Annotated in this window: 16 protein-coding genes; 8 read left to right on the top strand and 8 right to left on the bottom strand. The window is 71.4% G+C overall.

Annotated elements, in window-relative coordinates; all coding sequences use genetic code 11:
- Positions 1-73: 73 nt before the first annotated feature.
- The 5 genes from Q0747_RS13010 to Q0747_RS13030 form a co-directional block, all read right to left on the bottom strand.
- Positions 74-1,336, bottom strand: coding sequence for a molybdopterin molybdotransferase MoeA (locus tag Q0747_RS13010; protein ID WP_298255324.1), 1,263 nt, complete (start codon positions 1,334-1,336; stop codon positions 74-76).
- The gene (locus Q0747_RS13015; RefSeq protein WP_298255326.1) at positions 1,333-1,617 is read right to left on the bottom strand and encodes a DUF6457 domain-containing protein; all 285 of its coding nucleotides are present in this window, start codon (positions 1,615-1,617) and stop codon (positions 1,333-1,335) included. Before Q0747_RS13015 ends, Q0747_RS13010 begins: the two co-directional genes overlap by 4 nt.
- Before the next feature lie 18 nt (positions 1,618-1,635).
- Complete coding sequence (locus tag Q0747_RS13020) at positions 1,636-2,241, bottom strand: molybdenum cofactor guanylyltransferase (protein WP_298255328.1); 606 nt, start codon at positions 2,239-2,241, stop codon at positions 1,636-1,638.
- Positions 2,238-2,735 carry an HNH endonuclease gene (locus tag Q0747_RS13025; protein WP_298255330.1) on the bottom strand — a complete coding sequence of 166 codons (498 nt, stop codon included), beginning with the start codon at positions 2,733-2,735 and terminating at the stop codon, positions 2,238-2,240. Before Q0747_RS13025 ends, Q0747_RS13020 begins: the two co-directional genes overlap by 4 nt.
- A gap of 173 nt (positions 2,736-2,908) precedes the next feature.
- Positions 2,909-3,607, bottom strand: coding sequence for a metal-dependent transcriptional regulator (locus tag Q0747_RS13030; RefSeq protein WP_298255332.1), 699 nt, complete (start codon positions 3,605-3,607; stop codon positions 2,909-2,911).
- A gap of 187 nt (positions 3,608-3,794) precedes the next feature.
- Between Q0747_RS13030 and serC the strand changes: the two genes are divergently transcribed.
- Positions 3,795-4,919 carry a phosphoserine transaminase gene (serC, locus tag Q0747_RS13035; RefSeq protein WP_298255334.1) on the top strand — a complete coding sequence of 375 codons (1,125 nt, stop codon included), beginning with the start codon at positions 3,795-3,797 and terminating at the stop codon, positions 4,917-4,919.
- A 13-nt stretch (positions 4,920-4,932) separates the two neighbouring features.
- Here serC and Q0747_RS13040 read toward each other — a convergent pair whose 3' ends face one another.
- Genes Q0747_RS13040 through Q0747_RS13050 form a run of 3 tightly spaced genes read right to left on the bottom strand, consistent with a single transcriptional unit; the run spans position 4,933 to position 7,138 of the window.
- Positions 4,933-6,210 carry an MFS transporter gene (locus Q0747_RS13040; RefSeq protein ID WP_298255336.1) on the bottom strand — a complete coding sequence of 426 codons (1,278 nt, stop codon included), beginning with the start codon at positions 6,208-6,210 and terminating at the stop codon, positions 4,933-4,935.
- A 31-nt stretch (positions 6,211-6,241) separates the two neighbouring features.
- Positions 6,242-6,745, bottom strand: a complete 504-nt coding sequence (locus Q0747_RS13045) for a DUF3027 domain-containing protein (protein WP_298255338.1) — start codon at positions 6,743-6,745, stop codon at positions 6,242-6,244.
- A gap of 9 nt (positions 6,746-6,754) precedes the next feature.
- Positions 6,755-7,138, bottom strand: a complete 384-nt coding sequence (locus Q0747_RS13050) for a cold-shock protein (protein WP_298255339.1) — start codon at positions 7,136-7,138, stop codon at positions 6,755-6,757.
- Positions 7,139-7,302: 164 nt separating this feature from the next.
- Here Q0747_RS13050 and Q0747_RS13055 point away from each other — a divergent pair, with 164 nt between their 5' ends.
- The 7 genes from Q0747_RS13055 to Q0747_RS13085 all read left to right on the top strand — a co-directional run bounded on the left by Q0747_RS13055 (position 7,303) and on the right by Q0747_RS13085 (position 17,002).
- Complete coding sequence (locus Q0747_RS13055; RefSeq protein WP_298255341.1) at positions 7,303-7,650, top strand: hypothetical protein; 348 nt, start codon at positions 7,303-7,305, stop codon at positions 7,648-7,650.
- Positions 7,651-7,924: 274 nt separating this feature from the next.
- The gene (locus tag Q0747_RS13060; protein ID WP_298255343.1) at positions 7,925-10,246 is read left to right on the top strand and encodes a bifunctional diguanylate cyclase/phosphodiesterase; all 2,322 of its coding nucleotides are present in this window, start codon (positions 7,925-7,927) and stop codon (positions 10,244-10,246) included.
- A 75-nt stretch (positions 10,247-10,321) separates the two neighbouring features.
- Positions 10,322-12,694 carry a helicase-associated domain-containing protein gene (locus tag Q0747_RS13065; RefSeq protein ID WP_298255345.1) on the top strand — a complete coding sequence of 791 codons (2,373 nt, stop codon included), beginning with the start codon at positions 10,322-10,324 and terminating at the stop codon, positions 12,692-12,694.
- Positions 12,687-14,342: a DNA repair helicase XPB gene (locus tag Q0747_RS13070; RefSeq protein WP_298255347.1), complete on the top strand. Its 1,656-nt coding sequence runs from the start codon at positions 12,687-12,689 to the stop codon at positions 14,340-14,342. The genes Q0747_RS13065 and Q0747_RS13070 overlap by 8 nt, the downstream gene beginning before the upstream one ends.
- A gap of 59 nt (positions 14,343-14,401) precedes the next feature.
- Entirely contained in the window at positions 14,402-15,112 is a 711-nt protein-coding gene (locus Q0747_RS13075; RefSeq protein WP_148601422.1) for a response regulator transcription factor, read from the top strand.
- A gap of 9 nt (positions 15,113-15,121) precedes the next feature.
- On the top strand, positions 15,122-16,648 hold the full coding sequence (locus tag Q0747_RS13080) for a sensor histidine kinase (protein WP_367277723.1): 1,527 nt from the start codon (positions 15,122-15,124) through the stop codon (positions 16,646-16,648).
- 63 nt (positions 16,649-16,711) lie between these two features.
- Positions 16,712-17,002 (top strand): WXG100 family type VII secretion target, encoded by a 291-nt coding sequence (locus tag Q0747_RS13085; protein WP_298255351.1) that lies wholly within the window; start codon positions 16,712-16,714, stop codon positions 17,000-17,002.
- Positions 17,003-17,094: the final 92 nt, after the last annotated feature.

Below are 17,094 nucleotides of genomic sequence, written 5' to 3' on the forward strand. Positions count from 1 at the left end.
ATCCGAAAGACTACGAGTACGCGACATTCCACAATCATCTCGTTCATCCCACCAAAAGGTTAGGAGACACGCCCTAGCCCGTCACCCACGGCAGGGACAGGGCCGCCACCTCGTCGCCCTCCCCGCAGCCGTCGGACGGGATCACCATGACGCCATCGGCGCCGGCCAGGCCGCGGAGCATGCCGGAGCGCTGGTGCGTGCTCGGCACGGCCCGACCTGACACCGACCGGAACGGCACGAGCCGGCTGCGGCCGGGAAGCGGCCCGAAGGACTCCCCCGTCACGACCGTCGAGGGTTCGGCCAGTGCCGAACCCCGCAGCCCTGCGATGAGCGGCCCGGCCACCGTGAGCATGGCCATCATCGCCGCGAGCGGGTTGCCGGGCAGCCCGACGAGGAATCGGCCGTCCTGCAGCCGCGCCAGGAGGGTCGGGTGGCCGGGGCGCATGGCGATGCCGTCGATGATCAGCTCGGCCCCGAGTTCCGTCAGCGCGCGGCGGATGTGGTCGGCGGAGGAGCTGCCCGTGCCGCCCGTGGTGATCAGGACGTCCCCGGAGGCCCGGGCCAGCGAGAACTCGTCGGTCGGCTCGGCGCTGATGGCCGCGATCACGTCCTCGAGATCGTCCTTCGCACGGCCCGCGACGTCCACGTGGCCGCCGAGCATGGAGACGAAGCCCGGCAACTGCGGCCCGAAGGTGTCACGCACCTGGCCCGCGTGCGGCAGCCCCTGGTCGATCACCTCGTCACCGGTCATGAGCAGGGACACCCGCGGGGGCCGGAGCACGGCGAGGGTGTCGTGGCCGCAGACGGCGGCGAGCGCGATCTGCGCGGGATTGAGCACCACACCGGCACGGATGGCCTCGGACCCCTCCTCGGCCTCCTCCCCCGCCGGTCTGATGTGCTCGCGCGGGGACGGCTCGCCGGGCCGGGCGTCCTCGTTGCGGTCCAGCACGTCGCCGCGGACGAGGCCGTGTTCGGTCCGCAGGATCCCCTCGGTGTCCCTGGGTACCACGCCTCCGGTGAGGATGAACGTCGCCTCCCCGGGGGACAGCGCCACCTCTCCGGAGTCGGCGTGCGGAGCGGGCCTGCCGCGGTGGTGCTCCTCGGGTGCCGCCGGACTCACGAGGGTCCACGGCGGCTCCCCCCGCACGGCCCAGCCGTCCATCGCGGACGACGCGTAGTGCGGGATGGCCTGGAGTGCGTGGACGGGTTCGGCGAGGGTCTGACCGAGGGCATCGGCCAGATTGACCGTCTGGAAGGGCAGCGCGTGGGCCGCACTGTGCGCCAGCAGCCTCGCCCTGTCCCAGTCCACGTTCCGGGCGTCCAGGGCCTCGCTCATTCGGCACTCCCCGCTGCCGCTGCGTCGGCGCAGAGGGCATCGGCCACGGCGGACGCCGACCGCATGGCCACCTGCTCCTCGGCCTGGCCGCTCCCGACGGCGAGTCCTGCCGCGTAGCCGACCACGAAGGTCGTCAGTGGGGCCGCCGGCCGCACCACCGAGTGGGCTGCCCTCCCCGCCAGCCCGAGCACGGCGTCGATGTCCACCTCGGTCCCCTCCAGCTCGAGGGCCGCGAGCAGTCCCTCGGTCCAGTCGTGCAGCAGCTTCTGGCGATCATCCATGGGGCCCTCCGGGCAGTCTCAGGGGACGTCGACTCCCAGCTGGCGAGCATCGCTGAAGGTGTCGACGTCGTGCGTCACGCCCGGGGGAACCGGGACTTCTCTGGTCCTCACACTAGCAAGGAGGCTGCGCATCGACAGGTTCTCGACGGCGCCGCGGGCGAGGAGGGCGTCGATCGCGTGGGCGAGGTCCGCGCTGCGGTAGAGCGCGGCGAGCGGTTGGTCGCGCCCGCCCTCCACCGCCATGACCGAGGTGCCGCTCTCCGCCGCCGCCGCGAGCAGCAGGGGGACGAGCTCGTCCACACGGGGCATGTCGCAGGCCACGACGGCGCACCACGGCGCAGGATCCGTGAGGGCCTCGACACCGGCGACCACGGCCGCCGCCGGCCCTGCGAAGGCCGGCTCCTCCCGCACGAACGTCGGCGCCCCCGCGAGCGCCGCCCGCCGCCCCCCGTCCGGGTCCGGTCCCACGACGACGAGCCGGCGCGCACCGGCCAGCGCCGCACACGTCCGCTCCAGCAGGGTGCGCCCCTCGAACACGAGGCCTGCCTTGGGCAGGCCGCCGAGCCGGGAGGAGCGACCACCGGCCAGGACGATCGCGTCGAAGTCGGGTGGGGTGGCACTCATGCCGCGTACTCCGCGAGGAATTCGCTCCACTGGGGTGCCGGTCTCTCCAGCTCGCGGATCTGCCACTGCGGACCGCGCGGAGGGAGCGGCCTGATCCGCAGCTGCCATCCGAGGCTGCCCAGCGTCCTGTCGCCCTTCGCGTTGTTGCACGAGAGGCAGCATGCCACGAGGTTCTCCCAGGTGTCGCCGCCGCCGCGGCAGCGCGGCATCACGTGGTCGATCGTGGACGCGCTCTTCCCGCAGTAGGCGCAGACATGGTTGTCGCGGCGCAGCACCCCGCGCCGGGTGGCCATCACGTCGTGCCGGTACGGGATCTTCACGTAGCGGTTGAGGAGGATCACGGACGGCCTGCCGAGCGTCTCGGTGGGCCCGACGACGGGCTCCTCGTCCTCCGCGATGACGCTCGCCTTCCCCGTGAGCACGAGCACCAGCGCCCGGCGGAACGTGACGACCGCCAGTGGTTCATACCCTGCATTCAGAACAAGAGTGCGCATGCGTTGGCCTCGTTGCCGACCTGCGCCCCGTAGCCGGGTGCCATCCCGGGATGGGGACAAGTGCTTCGGATTGACAGTGCAAGGGTAAACCGGAGACCCGCCCTCCGCTAATCGGAAGCGTCCGCCACATCTGGGTGTCCCGCTGCGTGTCCCGTTGCCGGGTGCTGTGCCTGCTACTCGGGCACGGAGACGAAGATGTGCGAGGCCACCTCGGGCGGCAGCTCCAGGGCTCCCTCGACGCCCGGGACCCGGACGGAGACGTACTCACCCGCCGCCTCGAGCGTGAGGCGGGCTCCCGGTCGCAGACCGCCCTCGTCGAGTTGCGTGAGCAGCTCGGGGTCCACCTGGATGGGCTCGGCGAGTCGGACCAGGGTGACGTGCTCCCCGGGCCCGCGAAGACCCAGCGCTGCGACGAGGGTGACGACGCCGTCGGTGAACAGCCCGGACTCCGTGCCGCCGATCGCCTCGAGCCCCGGGATCGGGTTGCCGTAGGGCGACTCGGAGGGCTGGCCGAGCAGCTCGTAGAGCCGGCGCTCCACCCGCTCGCTCATGACGTGCTCCCAGCGGCAGGCCTCGTCGTGCACGTAGGCCCAGTCGAGGCCGATCACGTCGCTCAGCAGCCGCTCCGCGAGGCGGTGCTTGCGCATCACGCCGGTGGCGCGGTCACGCCCCGCCTCCGTGAGCTCCAGGTGCCGGTCCCCGGAGACCACGACGAGACCGTCCCGCTCCATGCGGCCGATGGTCTGGGAGACCGTGGGGCCGGAGTGGCGCAGCCGCTCGGCGATCCGCGCACGCAGGGCCACGATGTTCTCCTCCTCGAGCTCGAGGATGGTCCGCAGGTACATCTCGGTGGTATCGATGAGGTCCGTCATGCGGTTCAGCTCCTTGGTGCTGTGCGGGTGCGCGGCTGGAAGCCCCTCATGCCGGTGCGAGTACCACGGCAGTCACCGTGCGCTCGGGCCCCGCTTCCCAAGATTAGTCCATGGGTCCCGGCGGGGAGCGCAGCAGCGCCTGGGGCAGAATGGATGCCACACCTGCCGTCGATCAGCTGGAGCACCCATGAGCGAGCAACCCCGCATCCCCGGCCACCTCCTCCCCGGCGACGGACGCTTCGGTGCAGGGCCGTCGAAGATCCGCGGCGCGCAGCTCGACGCGCTGGTCGCGGCGGGCACCTCGCTCCTCGGGACGTCCCACCGCCAGGCACCCGTGAGGGCCCTCGTGGGTCGGGTCCGTGAGGGTCTGCGGACCTTCTTCGAGGCTCCCGATGGCTACGAGGTGGTGCTCGGCGTGGGCGGCTCGACCGCGTTCTGGGACGTGGCGACGTTCGGACTCGTGGAGCACCGGGCCCAGCACCTCTCGTTCGGCGAGTTCGGGGCGAAGTTCGCGGCGGCCACCTCGAGGGCCCCGTTCCTGGGGCCCTCCACCGTCATCACCACCGAACCCGGGACGCGTGCGGACCCGGTGGCCGAGGCCGGCATCGACTGCTACGCCTGGCCCCAGAACGAGACCTCCACGGGGGTCGCGGCTCCGGTGCGGCGCGTCCGGGACGCCGACGACGGCGCGCTGCTCCTCGTCGATGCCACCTCCGCCGCGGGCGGGCTCCACGTCGATGTCTCCGAGACCGACGTCTACTACTTCGCCCCGCAGAAGAACTTCGCCTCCGACGGCGGGCTCTGGCTGGGACTCCTCTCCCCCGCGGCCCTCGAACGCGCTGCCCGCATCGACGCCGGCGGGCGCTGGATCCCCGACTTCCTCAACCTGCAGACCGCGATCGACAACTCGCGCCTCGACCAGACCTACAACACCCCCGCGCTGTCCACGCTCGTGCTGCTCGACGCCCAGCTCCAGTGGCTCGAGGCGCAGGGGGGCCTGGCGTTCGCCGCGGCCCGGACCGCGGACTCCGCGGGCCGGATCTACAGCTGGGCGGAGGCCTCGCCCGTTGCGAGCCCCTTCGTCCCACGTGCCGAGGACCGCTCCGACGTGATCGTCACCGTCGACTTCGCCGCCTCGGTGGACGCGGCGCGTATCGCGGCGATCCTGCGTGACAACGGGATCGTGGACGTCGAGCCCTACCGCAAGCTCGGGCGCAACCAGCTCCGCTTCGCCACCTTCGTGGCCATCGAGCCCGACGACGTCTCGGCGCTCCTGGCGTGCATCGACCACGTGGTCGGCACCCTCCTCTGAACGTGCCGGTGTCCTAGGGCGCGCCGTCCACAGGGTCGGTACCGAGATCGAGACGCAGTCGGCGAGGCGCCGACCGGTCGAAGTGCAGCCTGGCATCGTGGTACTTCCAGGCCCAGAAGAGTCCGGCGCCCGCCGCGATCAGACCGGACGCGGCCGCGACACCCAGGCTCCAGCGGGGCCCGAACATGTCGGAGACCCATCCCACCACCGGCGCACCGAGCGGTGTCCCGCCGAGGAAGATGGCGAAGTACAGCGACATCACGCGCCCGCGCATGGCCGGCTCCGTGGTCGACTGCACGTAGGCGTTGGCGCTCGTCATGAGCGTCAGGGCGAAGAGGCCCACGGGGACCAGGGACAGGCCGAAGAGCCACAGGGTCGGGGCGAGGGCTGCCAGGATGCAGGCGAGCCCGAAGGCTGCGGACGCACCGAAGACGAAGCGCAGCCGGGCGCGCTCGCGTCGCGCCGACAGCAGGGCACCGGCGATCGAGCCCACGGCCATCACGGAGGACAGCACCCCGAAGACCCCTGCCCCCTGCCCGAACTCCGTACGCGCCATCGCGGCGATGTAGACCGCGAAGTTCAGCCCGAAGGTGCCCACGATGAAGATGGCGAGCAGCACCATCATGATGTCCGGTCGATGCCGCACGTAGCGGAAGCCCGCGCGGATCCGGCCCTTCCCGGGGGCGGAGAACGGCTGCTCGTTCAGCTCGGAGGTCCTCATCACGACCAGCACCCAGACCATGGCGCCGAATGTCAGGGCATTGATCATGAACACCCACCCCGGCCCCACTCCCGCCGTGAGCAGACCGGCGATGGCGGGACCGATCAGGCGGGCGCCGTTGAAGGAGGCGCTGTTCAGGGCCACCGCGTTGGGCAGGTAGTCCTCACGCACCAGTTCCGAGACGAAGGCCTGACGGGCGGGGGCGTCGAAGGCGGAGACGATGCCGAGCGCCAGGGCGAAGGCGTAGACGTGCCACAGCACGGCGACGTCGAGGAGGACCATGACCCCCAGGCCCACGCCCAGCAGCGCCATGGCGACCTGCGTGACCGCGAGCAGCCGGCGCCTGTCCACGGTGTCCGCGATCAGGCCGGCCCACGGCGCGATGACCAGCTGCGGACCCAGTTGGAGGGCCAGGACGATCCCGAGGGCCGAGGCGTTCTGCTCGGTGAGGATGTCGTAGACGAGCCAGTCCTGCGCGGTCCGCTGCATCCAGGTGCCCACGTTGGAGATCAGAGCCCCGATGAACCAGAGCCTGTAGTTGTGGAGTTCGAGTGACCTGAAGGTGTTCATGCTCGCGCTCGGGCGCAGTGCCCCGGGGCGCTCACGGGGTGCGGGACTGCTCCACGCCGTCGTCCTCCGGCCCCTGCACCGCCTCGGCGGCCGGTGCGGCCGGTGCGGGTGCGTCCTCCGTCTGGTGGTCCTCGGGGCGGACCCGTTCCGACCACGGCACCCACTCGGGGGCGCGGAGCGAGGTCTCGGAGGGCAGCAGCCCCACCTCGCACACGCTCACGTCCTTGCCCCGCGGTACGCGCGCCAGGCTCGCGTACCACTGCCAGCCGCCATACCCGGGGAGGAATGCCTCGAACCGGTGGGTGACGAGGCGCTCCCCGTCCACCACGGCCGACACGTGACGTCCCACCTGCGCTTCCGGGGCGATCTCGAGGATCCCCTGGAGCGCCCGGTCGACGGCTGCCTCGAGGACGGCGTCCGACTTCGGGATGCGGCGCGGGGCCCGTGGCTTCCGCTTGGCGGTGTCGTCCGCGGGTACCTGCTCCGGCGGCGCGGATCCGGTTCCGTCGGGGGTCTGCAGCTCACTGGGGGTCATGGTCGAAGCCTACGCGTCGAGGTCGTCGGCGACCGCCCGCAGCACGGCGGCGACCTTGGCCGCCTGCGCCCTCTCGGGATAGCGGCCCTTCCGCAGTCCGTTGGACACGGCGTCCAGGAGTTTGATGAGGTCCTCCGTGATGACGGCCATGTCCTCGGCGTCCTTGCGGGTGCTCTTCGCCACCGAGGGCGCCTGCTCGAGGATGCGCGCGGACAGGGCCTGCAGGCCGCGACGCCCGTCGGCGACGCCGAACTCCAGTCTGGTCCCCACCTTGACCTCGGTGACTCCGGCGGGAAGCGCCGAGGCGTGCAGGAACACCTCCTTGCCGTCGTCCGCGGTCAGGAATCCGAAGCCCTTGTCCGCATCGAACCACTTCACTTTGCCGATAGGCACGGTGTTACCCCTTCTCAGCTGTCCGGGCGGGCGCCCGCGATGTCGGTCCCGGGTCGACGCCACCGCCTGGCGCGCAGGCGCTCATACCCCCGGGATTCCCTGCCTCCAAGGATATAGGGTGCCCCGCTGCCGCCCCGCCGTGGCTCCAGTAGGCTGGGACGGCCATGACCCCCGACGACCATGCACCCGATCCCCACGCTTCCGATCCCCATGCACCCGCTCCCCATGCCTCCGAGACCCGTGCCTCCGACACTTCCCGTCCCATGGCCGGCGGGGGACCGCCGGGTGTACCCGTGGGATCGGCGCCGCACGGCCCGCCCGTGCTCATGATCCTCGCCGTCTCCCTCGCGGTGATCGGCCTCGTGGCCCTGGCCGCGATCCTCGTCTCGGCCTTGCTCGGCTGGACGGTCTGGCCGGGTCTCGTCCTCGCCAGCTATTTCTGCCTGCCCGTCGCCTTCCTCCTGATGGCCGCTCTTGTCGTGAGGGCAGCCCTCCGCCGCCGGAGATCCTGAGCCGTCACCGCCGGGCCCGTCCTGCATCACGGCCGGGGGAGCACGGCCGGGGGATTAAGGCCGGGCAGTTACGGGCGGGCAGCTGCGGCCGATAGTGGCCGGTGAATCCAGGCCGAACCGAGGAGCACCCCGTGAACACCACCCTGCCCAGCGATGGTGTTCGGGAGAGAGCCTGCCGGCGTCCCGCGCGCCCGGGCCGGCCGGTCCCCGGGGACCGGCGGTGAGGCGCCCGGCAGGCGCACCGGCACCGGGCCCGCATTCCGGCGAGCGCATCATGCGCCTGCTGCCCGTACCGCTGGCGGCGATCGCCGTCACCTACCTGATCGCTTCCCTGCTTCCGCGCTCGGACGACTTCAGCTTCTGGATCGACGGGGCGCTGGGTCTGCTCACCGTGTGGGCCCCGGCCGTCGTCGCGTGGTCGGTGGTCGGTTACTCCGGAGGCCGACGGCCCTACCTCTGGCTGGTGGCGACGGCCCTGTTGTGCTGGGCGTTCGCCGACACCTACTACGTGCTCGAGGCTGCGGCCGGACGGGACGTCCCCCTGCCCTCCCCGGCCGATCTCGGCTACGGGAGCTTCTATGTCCTCCTGCTCGTGGCGGTGATCCTCACTTCGCGGGCGATGGCAGTGCACCTGACCTGGTCCGCCCTGCTCGACAGCGTCATCGGGGCACTGGGCGCAGCGGCTGTCCTGGCTCTGGCGCTCGACCCCGTCGTGAAATCGACCTTCGACGGCCCGCTGACGCTGACCGGAGTCGTCGGGGTCTCGTACTGCCTGATGGACGTCCTCATCATCATCAAGCTGTCCGGCACGACGGCGGCCGCCGGAGGAGCCCTCGGCAGATCGTGGGCCCTCCTGTACCTGGGGGTGCTCGTCCTGACGGGTGCCGACATCGCCTATGCGTTCCTGGAGGTCGACGAGCTGTACGCCATCGGCGCCCCTCTCGACGCAGTCTGGGCGATCGCGCTCGCACTCATCAGTGCGTGGGCGGTGACCCAGCGTCACCCGGTGGTCCCCCGCAGGAACTTCACCACGGCTGTCCCCGCACAGACCATTCCCCTGGTGGCAACGGCAGCCGGTCTGGTCGTCCTCGTCGCAGCCTCCCAGCGCTCGGTCGTGACCACGGCGGTCGTCCTGGCCGGTCTCACCGTCGCCCTCGCCGCACTACCGCTGGCGTTCCTCCAGCGCCTCCTGCTCACACAGGTCAATCGCCACGCGAGGACCGACGAGCTGACCGGTATCGCGAACCGCCGGGCGCTCTACACCGATTTCCCGCGCAGGCTGGCGGTCAACGCCGAGCTGCCCAGCGCGGTGCTCCTCCTCGATCTCGACAAGTTCAAGGAGATCAACGACGGCCTGGGACACGACAAGGGCGACCAGCTCCTGCAACAGGTCGCAGCCCGCCTGATCGACGAGGTGGGGCCGCTCGACCTGCTCGCGCGGATGGGCGGGGACGAGTTCGTCATCCACCCCGACCAGTGCGACCGCGAGCGCGCCCGCGCCGTCGCGCTCGGCATCCGGACTGCCCTCGCGGCACCCTACGATCTCGGCGGGGTGACCATCCACATCAGCGCGAGCATCGGCATCTCGTGCTATCCCCTCCACGGACAGGAGCTGGGCTCGCTGCTGCGCAAGGCCGACATCGCGATGTACGCGGCGAAGACCGAGCACACCGGATACGCGGTGTACTCCGACTGCGAGGGAGACCGGGCCCGCGGCGAGTTCCACACCGTCCAGGCCCTGAACGAGGCACTGACCGCTGATCAGCTCGTGCTGCACTACCAGCCGAAGATCGGCCTCGCCGACGGCAGGGTGTGCGGGGTCGAGGCGCTGGTCCGCTGGGAGCACCCGGTGCTGGGCCTCCTGCAGCCGGACGCCTTCCTGGGCCGCTTCGACGAGGCCGGGCTCATGCCGGCCCTCACGGACGTGGTGCTGGAACAGGCGCTGGACCAGGCCGCCGTGTGGTCCCTCCGGGGCAGACCGCTCCCGGTGGCGGTCAACCTGCCGGCCAGCTCGATCATGGACGCCGGCCTGCCCGCAGAGATCCTGGCGATGACCACGAGCCGCGCGCTCGACCCGAGCATCCTGGTCATCGAGATCACGGAGGACGTCCTCATCTCGGATCGCAGCCGGGCCGCCGCGAATCTCCGGACGCTCCGCCAGATGGGTGTGCGGATCGCGGTGGACGACTTCGGGAAGGGCTACAGCTCGCTGTCGTACCTGCGGGAGCTGCCCATCGACGAGCTGAAGCTGGACAAGTCCTTCATCCTCTCGATGATGAGCGACACGCGCGCCACCGCGCTGGTGGTCTCGACCATCGATCTGGCGCACAGCCTCGGACTCGAGATGACGGCCGAGGGGGTGGAGGACACCGAGACCTATCGCGCACTCGGCGACTACGGGTGCGATCTGGCGCAGGGCTACTTCATGTCCCGGCCTGTCCCGGCGGCGGATCTCGACACGTGGCTGGGCGACGGTGCGCGGATCACCCGGCAGGAGTCCGATCTGCCTGTGGCGGTCCCGCCGGAGGGCGATGCCCGCGCGGTACTCGAGGATGCGCCGCTGCACGAGCGCGTGGAGGGCCTCGTCGACTCGTAGGGTCGTGCGCGGACCGGACGCGACCGTACAGGCACCGGGCGGGCCGTGTCGGTAGCGCCCGGTATTCTTGGGGGGATGTCCGCGATCCGAGCACTCGCCGAAGACCTGGGCCGCCGGAGCGATGACGACCTGGGCCGCCTCCTGACGGTCCGGCCCGATCTCGTCCTTCCCCCGGTACCCGATTTCGCCGCGCTCGCCGCCCGTGCCTCGACCCGCGTGAGCCTGCAGCGAGCGCTCGAGAACATCACCCGACCCCAGCTCCAGGTGCTCGAGGCGCTGACCGTCCTGGACGTGGGCGGTCCCGTGCCACAGGACCGGCTCGGGCGCATGATCCGCGGGGGCACCGCGGAGGAGCTCCGGCAGATCCTCGACGAGCTCGTGCGGCGCGCACTGTGCACCGGGTCCGCCGAGGACGGCTTCCAGCCCGTCGGGGCGATGGCGGAGGCCCTCGGCCCCTACCCCGCCGGACTCGGCAGACCGTTCGGTGTCCTCGCCCGGGCCGTTCCCCGCTACGGTCCTGCACTCATCGGCGCCGTCGCCCTCCTCGCCGCGGAGCGGGCCCATGACGCGATGACACCCACCGCGGCGGCCGTCGCCCTCGACGCCGTGATCGCCGACCCGGAGGGCTGGGCCCGCCTCCTGGCCGGGGCCCCGACCGGCACCGTGGCCCTGCTCGACCGGCTGCGGGACAACCCGGTGGGCTCGATCGGCCCGGGCGACGACGCCTCGCCCGCGGTCCGCTGGCTCCTGGACCGGTGCCTGCTCGCCTCCCTCGACGCCCTCCACGTGGAGCTGCCGCGCGAGGTCGGGACGGCCCTCCGCGGCCACGCCGTCGTGGAGGCCCTGGAGACGGGCCGTCCGCTCGCCAACGAGGCGACCACGCGGGCAAGCCTGCGGGACAACGCCGCCTACGGGACCATCGCCGAGACACTCCGCCTGGTGACGGCACTCCTCAACGCGGTCGCAACCACCCCGGTCACCACCCTGCGCTCGGGCGGTGTGGGCGTCCGGGAGCTCCGGCGCGTCCGTGAGATGCTGCACGCGGGCGAGGGCGAGACCGCCTGGCTGCTGGAACTCGTGGCCGCCGGAGGTCTCATCACGCTGGATCCCGACGACTCGCGGTGGAAGGCCTCCCGCCTCGACACCTGGGATTCGCTCGACCGCGATGCCCAGTGGGCGCTCCTCGTCGAGGGCTGGCTCGCCGTCGACCGCGCACCGGCGCTCGTCGGCTCGCGGCTGCCCGACGGCGCCTCGGTGAACGCCCTGGCTGCCGAGGCATCACGCCCCGATGCGCCGATGGTACGCCGGCGGCTCCTCACCGTCGCGGCCGAACTGACCGGAGCCGGCCCGCAGGACGAAGCGCAGCCGGTCCTCACCGGCCGGTCCGTCCTGGCACTCGCCTCCTGGTACCAGCCGCGCCTGCACCGCCGCTTCGAGCGCCTGCTGCCGGGGATGCTCGTCGAAGCGGCAGCTCTCGGGCTCACCGGGAGCGGAGCACTCACGGAGGCAGGGCAGCTCGTGGCCGAGGACCGGCTCGACGACGCCGCCCGCAGCGTGCGCGACGCCCTGCCCGCTCCCGTGGCCCACGTGGTCCTGCAGGCCGACCTCACCGCCGTGGCGCCCGGCTACCTACAGCCGGAGGTAGCCCGAGGGCTCCTGCGGATGTCCACGCCCGAAGGGCAGGGACCGGCCACCACCTACCGGTTCTCCGCCGACTCGGTCCGTGCGGCCCTGGACGGCGGCGACGACGCCTCGACGATCCTCGCCTTCCTGGCCACGCACTCCGCCACGGAGATCCCCCAGGCCCTCACCTATCTCGTCGAGGACACCGCCGCCCGGTACGGGGGCCTGCGCGTGGGCCGCGCCGGGAGCTATCTCCGCACGGAGGACGACGCCGTCGCCGCCACCGTGCTGGCGGATCCGCGCTCCGTCGTCCTCGGCGTCGTGCAGGTGGCCCCCACGGTCCTCGTCTCGCCCGCCTCGCCGCAGGAGCTCACCGCGCTCCTGCGGAATCTCGGGTTCACCCCGGCGACCGATACGGTCACGGGCCTGACCGTGGCCCGGACGCCGGCGCCGCGCGAGGACACACCCGGCGCCGTCGCCCCGGCGGCGCGGTTGCGGTCCCGGCTGAACCCGTGGTCCGTCGCCGGGGAGGAGATCTCGGCACAGATCGCCACTCTCCGCTCGTCCACCGGCCACGATGCGCGAGCGGGCAGCGAGACGCTGCTGGGCCTGGAGACACTGCGCTCCGCCATCCGCTCGCGGAGCCGCATCAGTCTCGGGACGGCGGACAGCGGCGGCCATCACGAGCGCCAGGTCCTGGTGCCCCTCTCCGTCTCGGGCGGCCGCCTGCGGGTGTTCGATCCGGAGCGCCAGGTGGAGAAGGTCGTCTCTGTGCACCGCATCATGGATGTCGAGATCCTCGAAGGGACCCCCGCTGATGGTTGACGGACCGCTGATCGTCCAGAGCGACAAGACCATCCTGCTCGAGGTCGACCACGAGCAGGCCACCGAGGCCCGCCACGCGATCGCGGCGTTCGCCGAGCTGGAGCGTGCGCCGGAGCACGTGCACAGCTACCGCCTCACGCCCCTGGGCCTGTGGAACGCACGCGCCGCCGGCCTGGACGCCGAGCACGTCCTCGACACGCTCCTGACGTACTCGCGCTTCCCGGTGCCGCATGCGCTGCTGATCGACATCGAGGACACCATGTCCCGGTACGGCCGGCTCCGCCTCGAGAAGGACCCGCAGCACGGCCTCGTGCTGCGGACCACCGACTACCCGGTCCTCGAGGAGGTGCTGCACGCGAAGAAGATCCAGCCCCTGCTCGGTCCGCGGATCGACGGCGAGACCGTCGTGGTCCACTCCTCGCAGCGCGGTGCGCTCAAGCAGCTCCTGCTCAAGCTCGGCTGGCCCGCCGAGGATCTCGCCGGGTACGTGGACGGGCGCCCCCACCCGATAGCCCTGAACGAGGACGGGTGGGGACTGCGCCCGTACCAGCAGCTGGCCGTCGAGAACTTCTGGTCGGGTGGCTCCGGCGTCGTCGTCCTGCCGTGCGGGGCGGGGAAGACCCTCGTGGGCGCCGCGGCGATGGCCACGAGCCAGACCACCACGCTGATCCTCGTCACCAACACCGTCTCGGCCCGGCAGTGGAAGCAGGAACTGCTCAGCCGGACCTCGCTGACGGAGGACGAGATCGGCGAGTACTCCGGCGCGGTCAAGGAGATCAGGCCCGTCACGATCGCCACCTACCAGGTGCTCACCACCAGGCGCGGCGGCCTGTACCCGCACCTCGAACTCCTGGACGCCAACGACTGGGGCCTCATCGTGTACGACGAGGTGCACCTGCTGCCCGCCCCCATCTTCAAGATGACCGCCGATCTGCAGGCCAGGCGCCGGCTCGGGCTGACCGCCACGCTCGTGCGCGAGGACGGCCGCGAGGGCGAGGTGTTCTCGCTGATAGGCCCCAAACGCTACGACGCCCCGTGGAAGGACATCGAGGCGCAGGGCTACATCGCCCCGGCGGACTGCGTGGAGGTGAGGGTGGACCTGCCGCGGGACGAGCGCGTGGCCTACGCCATGGCCGACGACGCCGACAAGTACCGCCTGTGCGCCACGTCGGACACGAAGTCCGCCGTGGTGGAGAAACTCGTCGCGGCCCACCGCGGGGAGCAACTGCTCGTGATCGGGCAGTACATCGACCAGCTCGACGATCTCGCGGGTCGGCTCGACGCGCCCGTGATCAAGGGCGAGACGTCCGTCAGGGAACGCCAGCGGCTCTTCGACGCGTTCCGGACCGGCGAGCTCCACGTCCTCGTGGTGTCCAAGGTGGCGAACTTCTCGATCGACCTCCCCGAGGCAGCCGTCGCCATCCAGGTCTCGGGCTCCTTCGGGTCCCGCCAGGAGGAGGCGCAGCGCCTCGGCAGGCTGCTGCGCCCCAAGGCCGACGGGCGGGCCGCCCGGTTCTACACCGTCGTGGCACGGGACACCCTCGACCAGGAATTCGCTGCACGTCGCCAGCGCTTCCTCGCGGAGCAGGGCTACGCCTACCGGATCCTCGACGCGGCAGGGATCGAGGATCTCAGGCCCAGGGAGTGACCAGCTTCCTCCCAGCAACGGATCAGCCCGCTCACAGCGCGATCGCGGATACTGGTGCTGTGAAGAAAACAGGCCCCGAAGCGAAGCTGCTGGTCGTCGACGACGAACCGAACATCCGAGAGCTCCTCTCCACCTCCCTGCGCTTCGCCGGCTTCGACGTCGTCGCCGCGGGCAACGGCCGGGACGCACTCGCCGCCGCGGAGACCCACAACCCGGATCTCGCCGTGCTGGACGTCATGCTGCCGGACATGGACGGCTTCACCGTCACCCGCCGGTTGCGGGCCGCCGGCCGGCACTTCCCCGTGGTCTTCCTGACCGCTCGTGACGACACGGAGGACAAGGTGACGGGCCTGACGGTCGGCGGCGACGACTACGTCACCAAGCCCTTCAGTCTCGACGAGGTGGTGGCCCGCATCCGCGCCGTCCTCCGCCGCACCCATCCCCTCGAGGACGACGACTCCGTGATCCGGGTGGACGACCTCGAACTCGACGACGACGCCCACGAGGTGAGGCGCGGGGGTGAGACCATCGATCTGTCCCCCACGGAGTTCAAGCTGCTGCGCTACCTCATGCTGAACCCGAACCGCGTCCTGTCCAAGGCCCAGATCCTGGACCATGTCTGGGAGTACGACTTCAACGGCGACGCCTCGATCGTGGAGTCCTACATCTCCTACCTGCGCCGGAAGATCGACCGCAGCTCCGACGCCGTCGCCCTCATCCAGACCAAGCGCGGCGTGGGATACCTGCTCCGCACCGCCGACAAGCGATAGCACGATCCCTTGACCACGCGCTGGAACGCGGCGTCGCTGCGCTCGCAGCTGGTCGCGATCATCATGCTCCTCATGATCGTCACGGTGGGCATCACCGGGCTGGCAACGGTGTCGCTGCTGCGCAACGCCCTGGTGGACCGGGTGGACGCCGATCTGCGGAACAACGCGCAGGCCGTGGCGCGGAGCCTCTTCTCCCAGCAGGAACCCGCCGAGGGCGTCGCGCTGCGGTACTACGCCGCCGTCCTGGACGGCGACGGGAACGCGTACCGGGCCAACCAGTTGGCGGACGCCACGGACGTCCCCGATCTCTCGGGACTGACCATCGACCGGATCGCCGAGCTCAACGGTGCCGGCGTCACGCTGCCCGGTGAGGGACCGGACGCCCAGGAGTGGCGGGCGACGACCCTGACCTTCTCGAACAACGAGGGCTACCTCGTCATCGCGACCCGCCTGAACACCGTCAACGAGTCCCTGCAGGAGGCCACCGAGATCATCTTCACGGCGGGCCTGGTGACCACTGCCCTCGCATCGGGCATCGCCTTCATCGCCGTGACCCGCCAGTTCGCCCCGCTGGCCAGGGTGGAGCGGACGGCTGCCGCCATCGCCGGCGGGGACCTGACCCGTCGGGTCGCCGTCGAGCGCCCCACGACGGAGATCGGCCGGCTCTCCCGGTCCCTCAACGCGATGCTCGCGCACATCGAGCGCGCCTTCGCCGCCCGGACGGCCTCCGAGGCGAAGATGCGCCGCTTCGTCGCGGACGCCTCGCACGAGCTGCGGACGCCCCTGGTCACCATCCGCGGCTACTCGGAGCTCTATCGGCACGGCGCCCTGCAGGACGAGGAGGCCATCGGCGCGGCGATGGGCAGGATCGAGAGCGAGGCCGTCCGGATGGGCCGGCTGGTCGAGGACCTGCTGACCCTGGCCCGGATCGACGAACAGCGCCCCCTCGAGGCGGAGCCCGTGGATCTGCGGGTGCTCGCCTACGACGCGGCGTTCGACGCGCGGGCGACCGCCCAGGACCGCTCCATCACGGTGCTCGGGCTCGACGGCGGCGCCCCCGCGTCCGCGCCCACCACCGGCGACGAGTCCCGCCTCCGCCAGGTGGTCGCGAACCTCATGACCAACGCGCTGCGCTACACGCCCGCGGGTTCCCCCATCGAGATCGCCGTCGGGGTGGAGGCCGCACCGCTCGGGGGCAGCCATGCGGTCCTCCAGGTCCGCGACCACGGCCCCGGCATCTCCGCGGAGGACGCCGCACGGATCTTCGAGCGCTTCTACCGTGCCGATTCGTCGCGTGACCGGGAGACGGGCGGCACGGGCCTGGGGCTGGCCATCGTCGCGGCGCTCGTCGCGCAGCACCACGGCACGGTGCGCCTGGAGGACACCACAGGTGACGGTGCCTGCCTCGCGGTCCGGCTGCCCCATGCGCCTCCCGACGACTCCGGGGCCGACGGCGGGAGCGCCCGCCCCGGCAACACTGCCCCACGCCCGCCCGACGAGGCACCGGTTGTCCACAAGGGCGCGGACGACCGCTGAACGGGTGGTGCGGACGGCTAGCGTCGGAGAGGTCAACGAAGCGCTAGAACACGGGAGCCCAGCATGGCATTCTTCAACGTAGACACCGACAGCCTGGCGGCCAGGAGCAGCCAGGTCCAGGGGACCATCTCGCGGCTGCAGGCCGAGGTCAACTCCATGCAGGCCGGCCTGCGCGAGCTGGAGGGCCTGTGGACGGGGCAGGCCGCCTCGAACTTCCAGCAGCTCATCCTGCAGTGGCGTGCCACACAGCAGCAGGTGGAGGAATCGCTCACCGGCATCAACCAGGCCCTGAACGTCGCGACGCAGCAGTACGCGGACGCGGAGCAGAGCAACGCGCGGATGTTCATGAGCTGAACCGGCCACCGGTCGTGTGCACACGCACCCGCGCGGGCACGCGCTCACGTGCTCACGCGCTCGTCGTCGTCTGCGCCGGCAGGGACTCGGTC

Source organism: uncultured Arthrobacter sp., assembly GCF_947493765.1.
GTDB lineage: Bacteria > Actinomycetota > Actinomycetes > Actinomycetales > Micrococcaceae > Arthrobacter_D.

What these genes read in the sequence shown, in the direction of transcription:
- Q0747_RS13010 (WP_298255324.1), bottom strand. Translation starts at nt 1,336, where the DNA reads ATGAGCGAGGCCCTGGACGCCCGGAACGTGGACTGGGACAGGGCGAGG.
- Q0747_RS13015 (WP_298255326.1), bottom strand. Translation starts at nt 1,617, where the DNA reads ATGGATGATCGCCAGAAGCTGCTGCACGACTGGACCGAGGGACTGCTC.
- Q0747_RS13020 (WP_298255328.1), bottom strand. Translation starts at nt 2,241, where the DNA reads ATGAGTGCCACCCCACCCGACTTCGACGCGATCGTCCTGGCCGGTGGT.
- Q0747_RS13025 (WP_298255330.1), bottom strand. Translation starts at nt 2,735, where the DNA reads ATGCGCACTCTTGTTCTGAATGCAGGGTATGAACCACTGGCGGTCGTC.
- Q0747_RS13030 (WP_298255332.1), bottom strand. Translation starts at nt 3,607, where the DNA reads ATGACGGACCTCATCGATACCACCGAGATGTACCTGCGGACCATCCTC.
- serC (WP_298255334.1), top strand. Translation starts at nt 3,795, where the DNA reads ATGAGCGAGCAACCCCGCATCCCCGGCCACCTCCTCCCCGGCGACGGA.
- Q0747_RS13040 (WP_298255336.1), bottom strand. Translation starts at nt 6,210, where the DNA reads ATGAACACCTTCAGGTCACTCGAACTCCACAACTACAGGCTCTGGTTC.
- Q0747_RS13045 (WP_298255338.1), bottom strand. Translation starts at nt 6,745, where the DNA reads ATGACCCCCAGTGAGCTGCAGACCCCCGACGGAACCGGATCCGCGCCG.
- Q0747_RS13055 (WP_298255341.1), top strand. Translation starts at nt 7,303, where the DNA reads ATGACCCCCGACGACCATGCACCCGATCCCCACGCTTCCGATCCCCAT.
- Q0747_RS13060 (WP_298255343.1), top strand. Translation starts at nt 7,925, where the DNA reads ATGCGCCTGCTGCCCGTACCGCTGGCGGCGATCGCCGTCACCTACCTG.
- Q0747_RS13065 (WP_298255345.1), top strand. Translation starts at nt 10,322, where the DNA reads ATGTCCGCGATCCGAGCACTCGCCGAAGACCTGGGCCGCCGGAGCGAT.
- Q0747_RS13070 (WP_298255347.1), top strand. Translation starts at nt 12,687, where the DNA reads ATGGTTGACGGACCGCTGATCGTCCAGAGCGACAAGACCATCCTGCTC.
- Q0747_RS13085 (WP_298255351.1), top strand. Translation starts at nt 16,712, where the DNA reads ATGGCATTCTTCAACGTAGACACCGACAGCCTGGCGGCCAGGAGCAGC.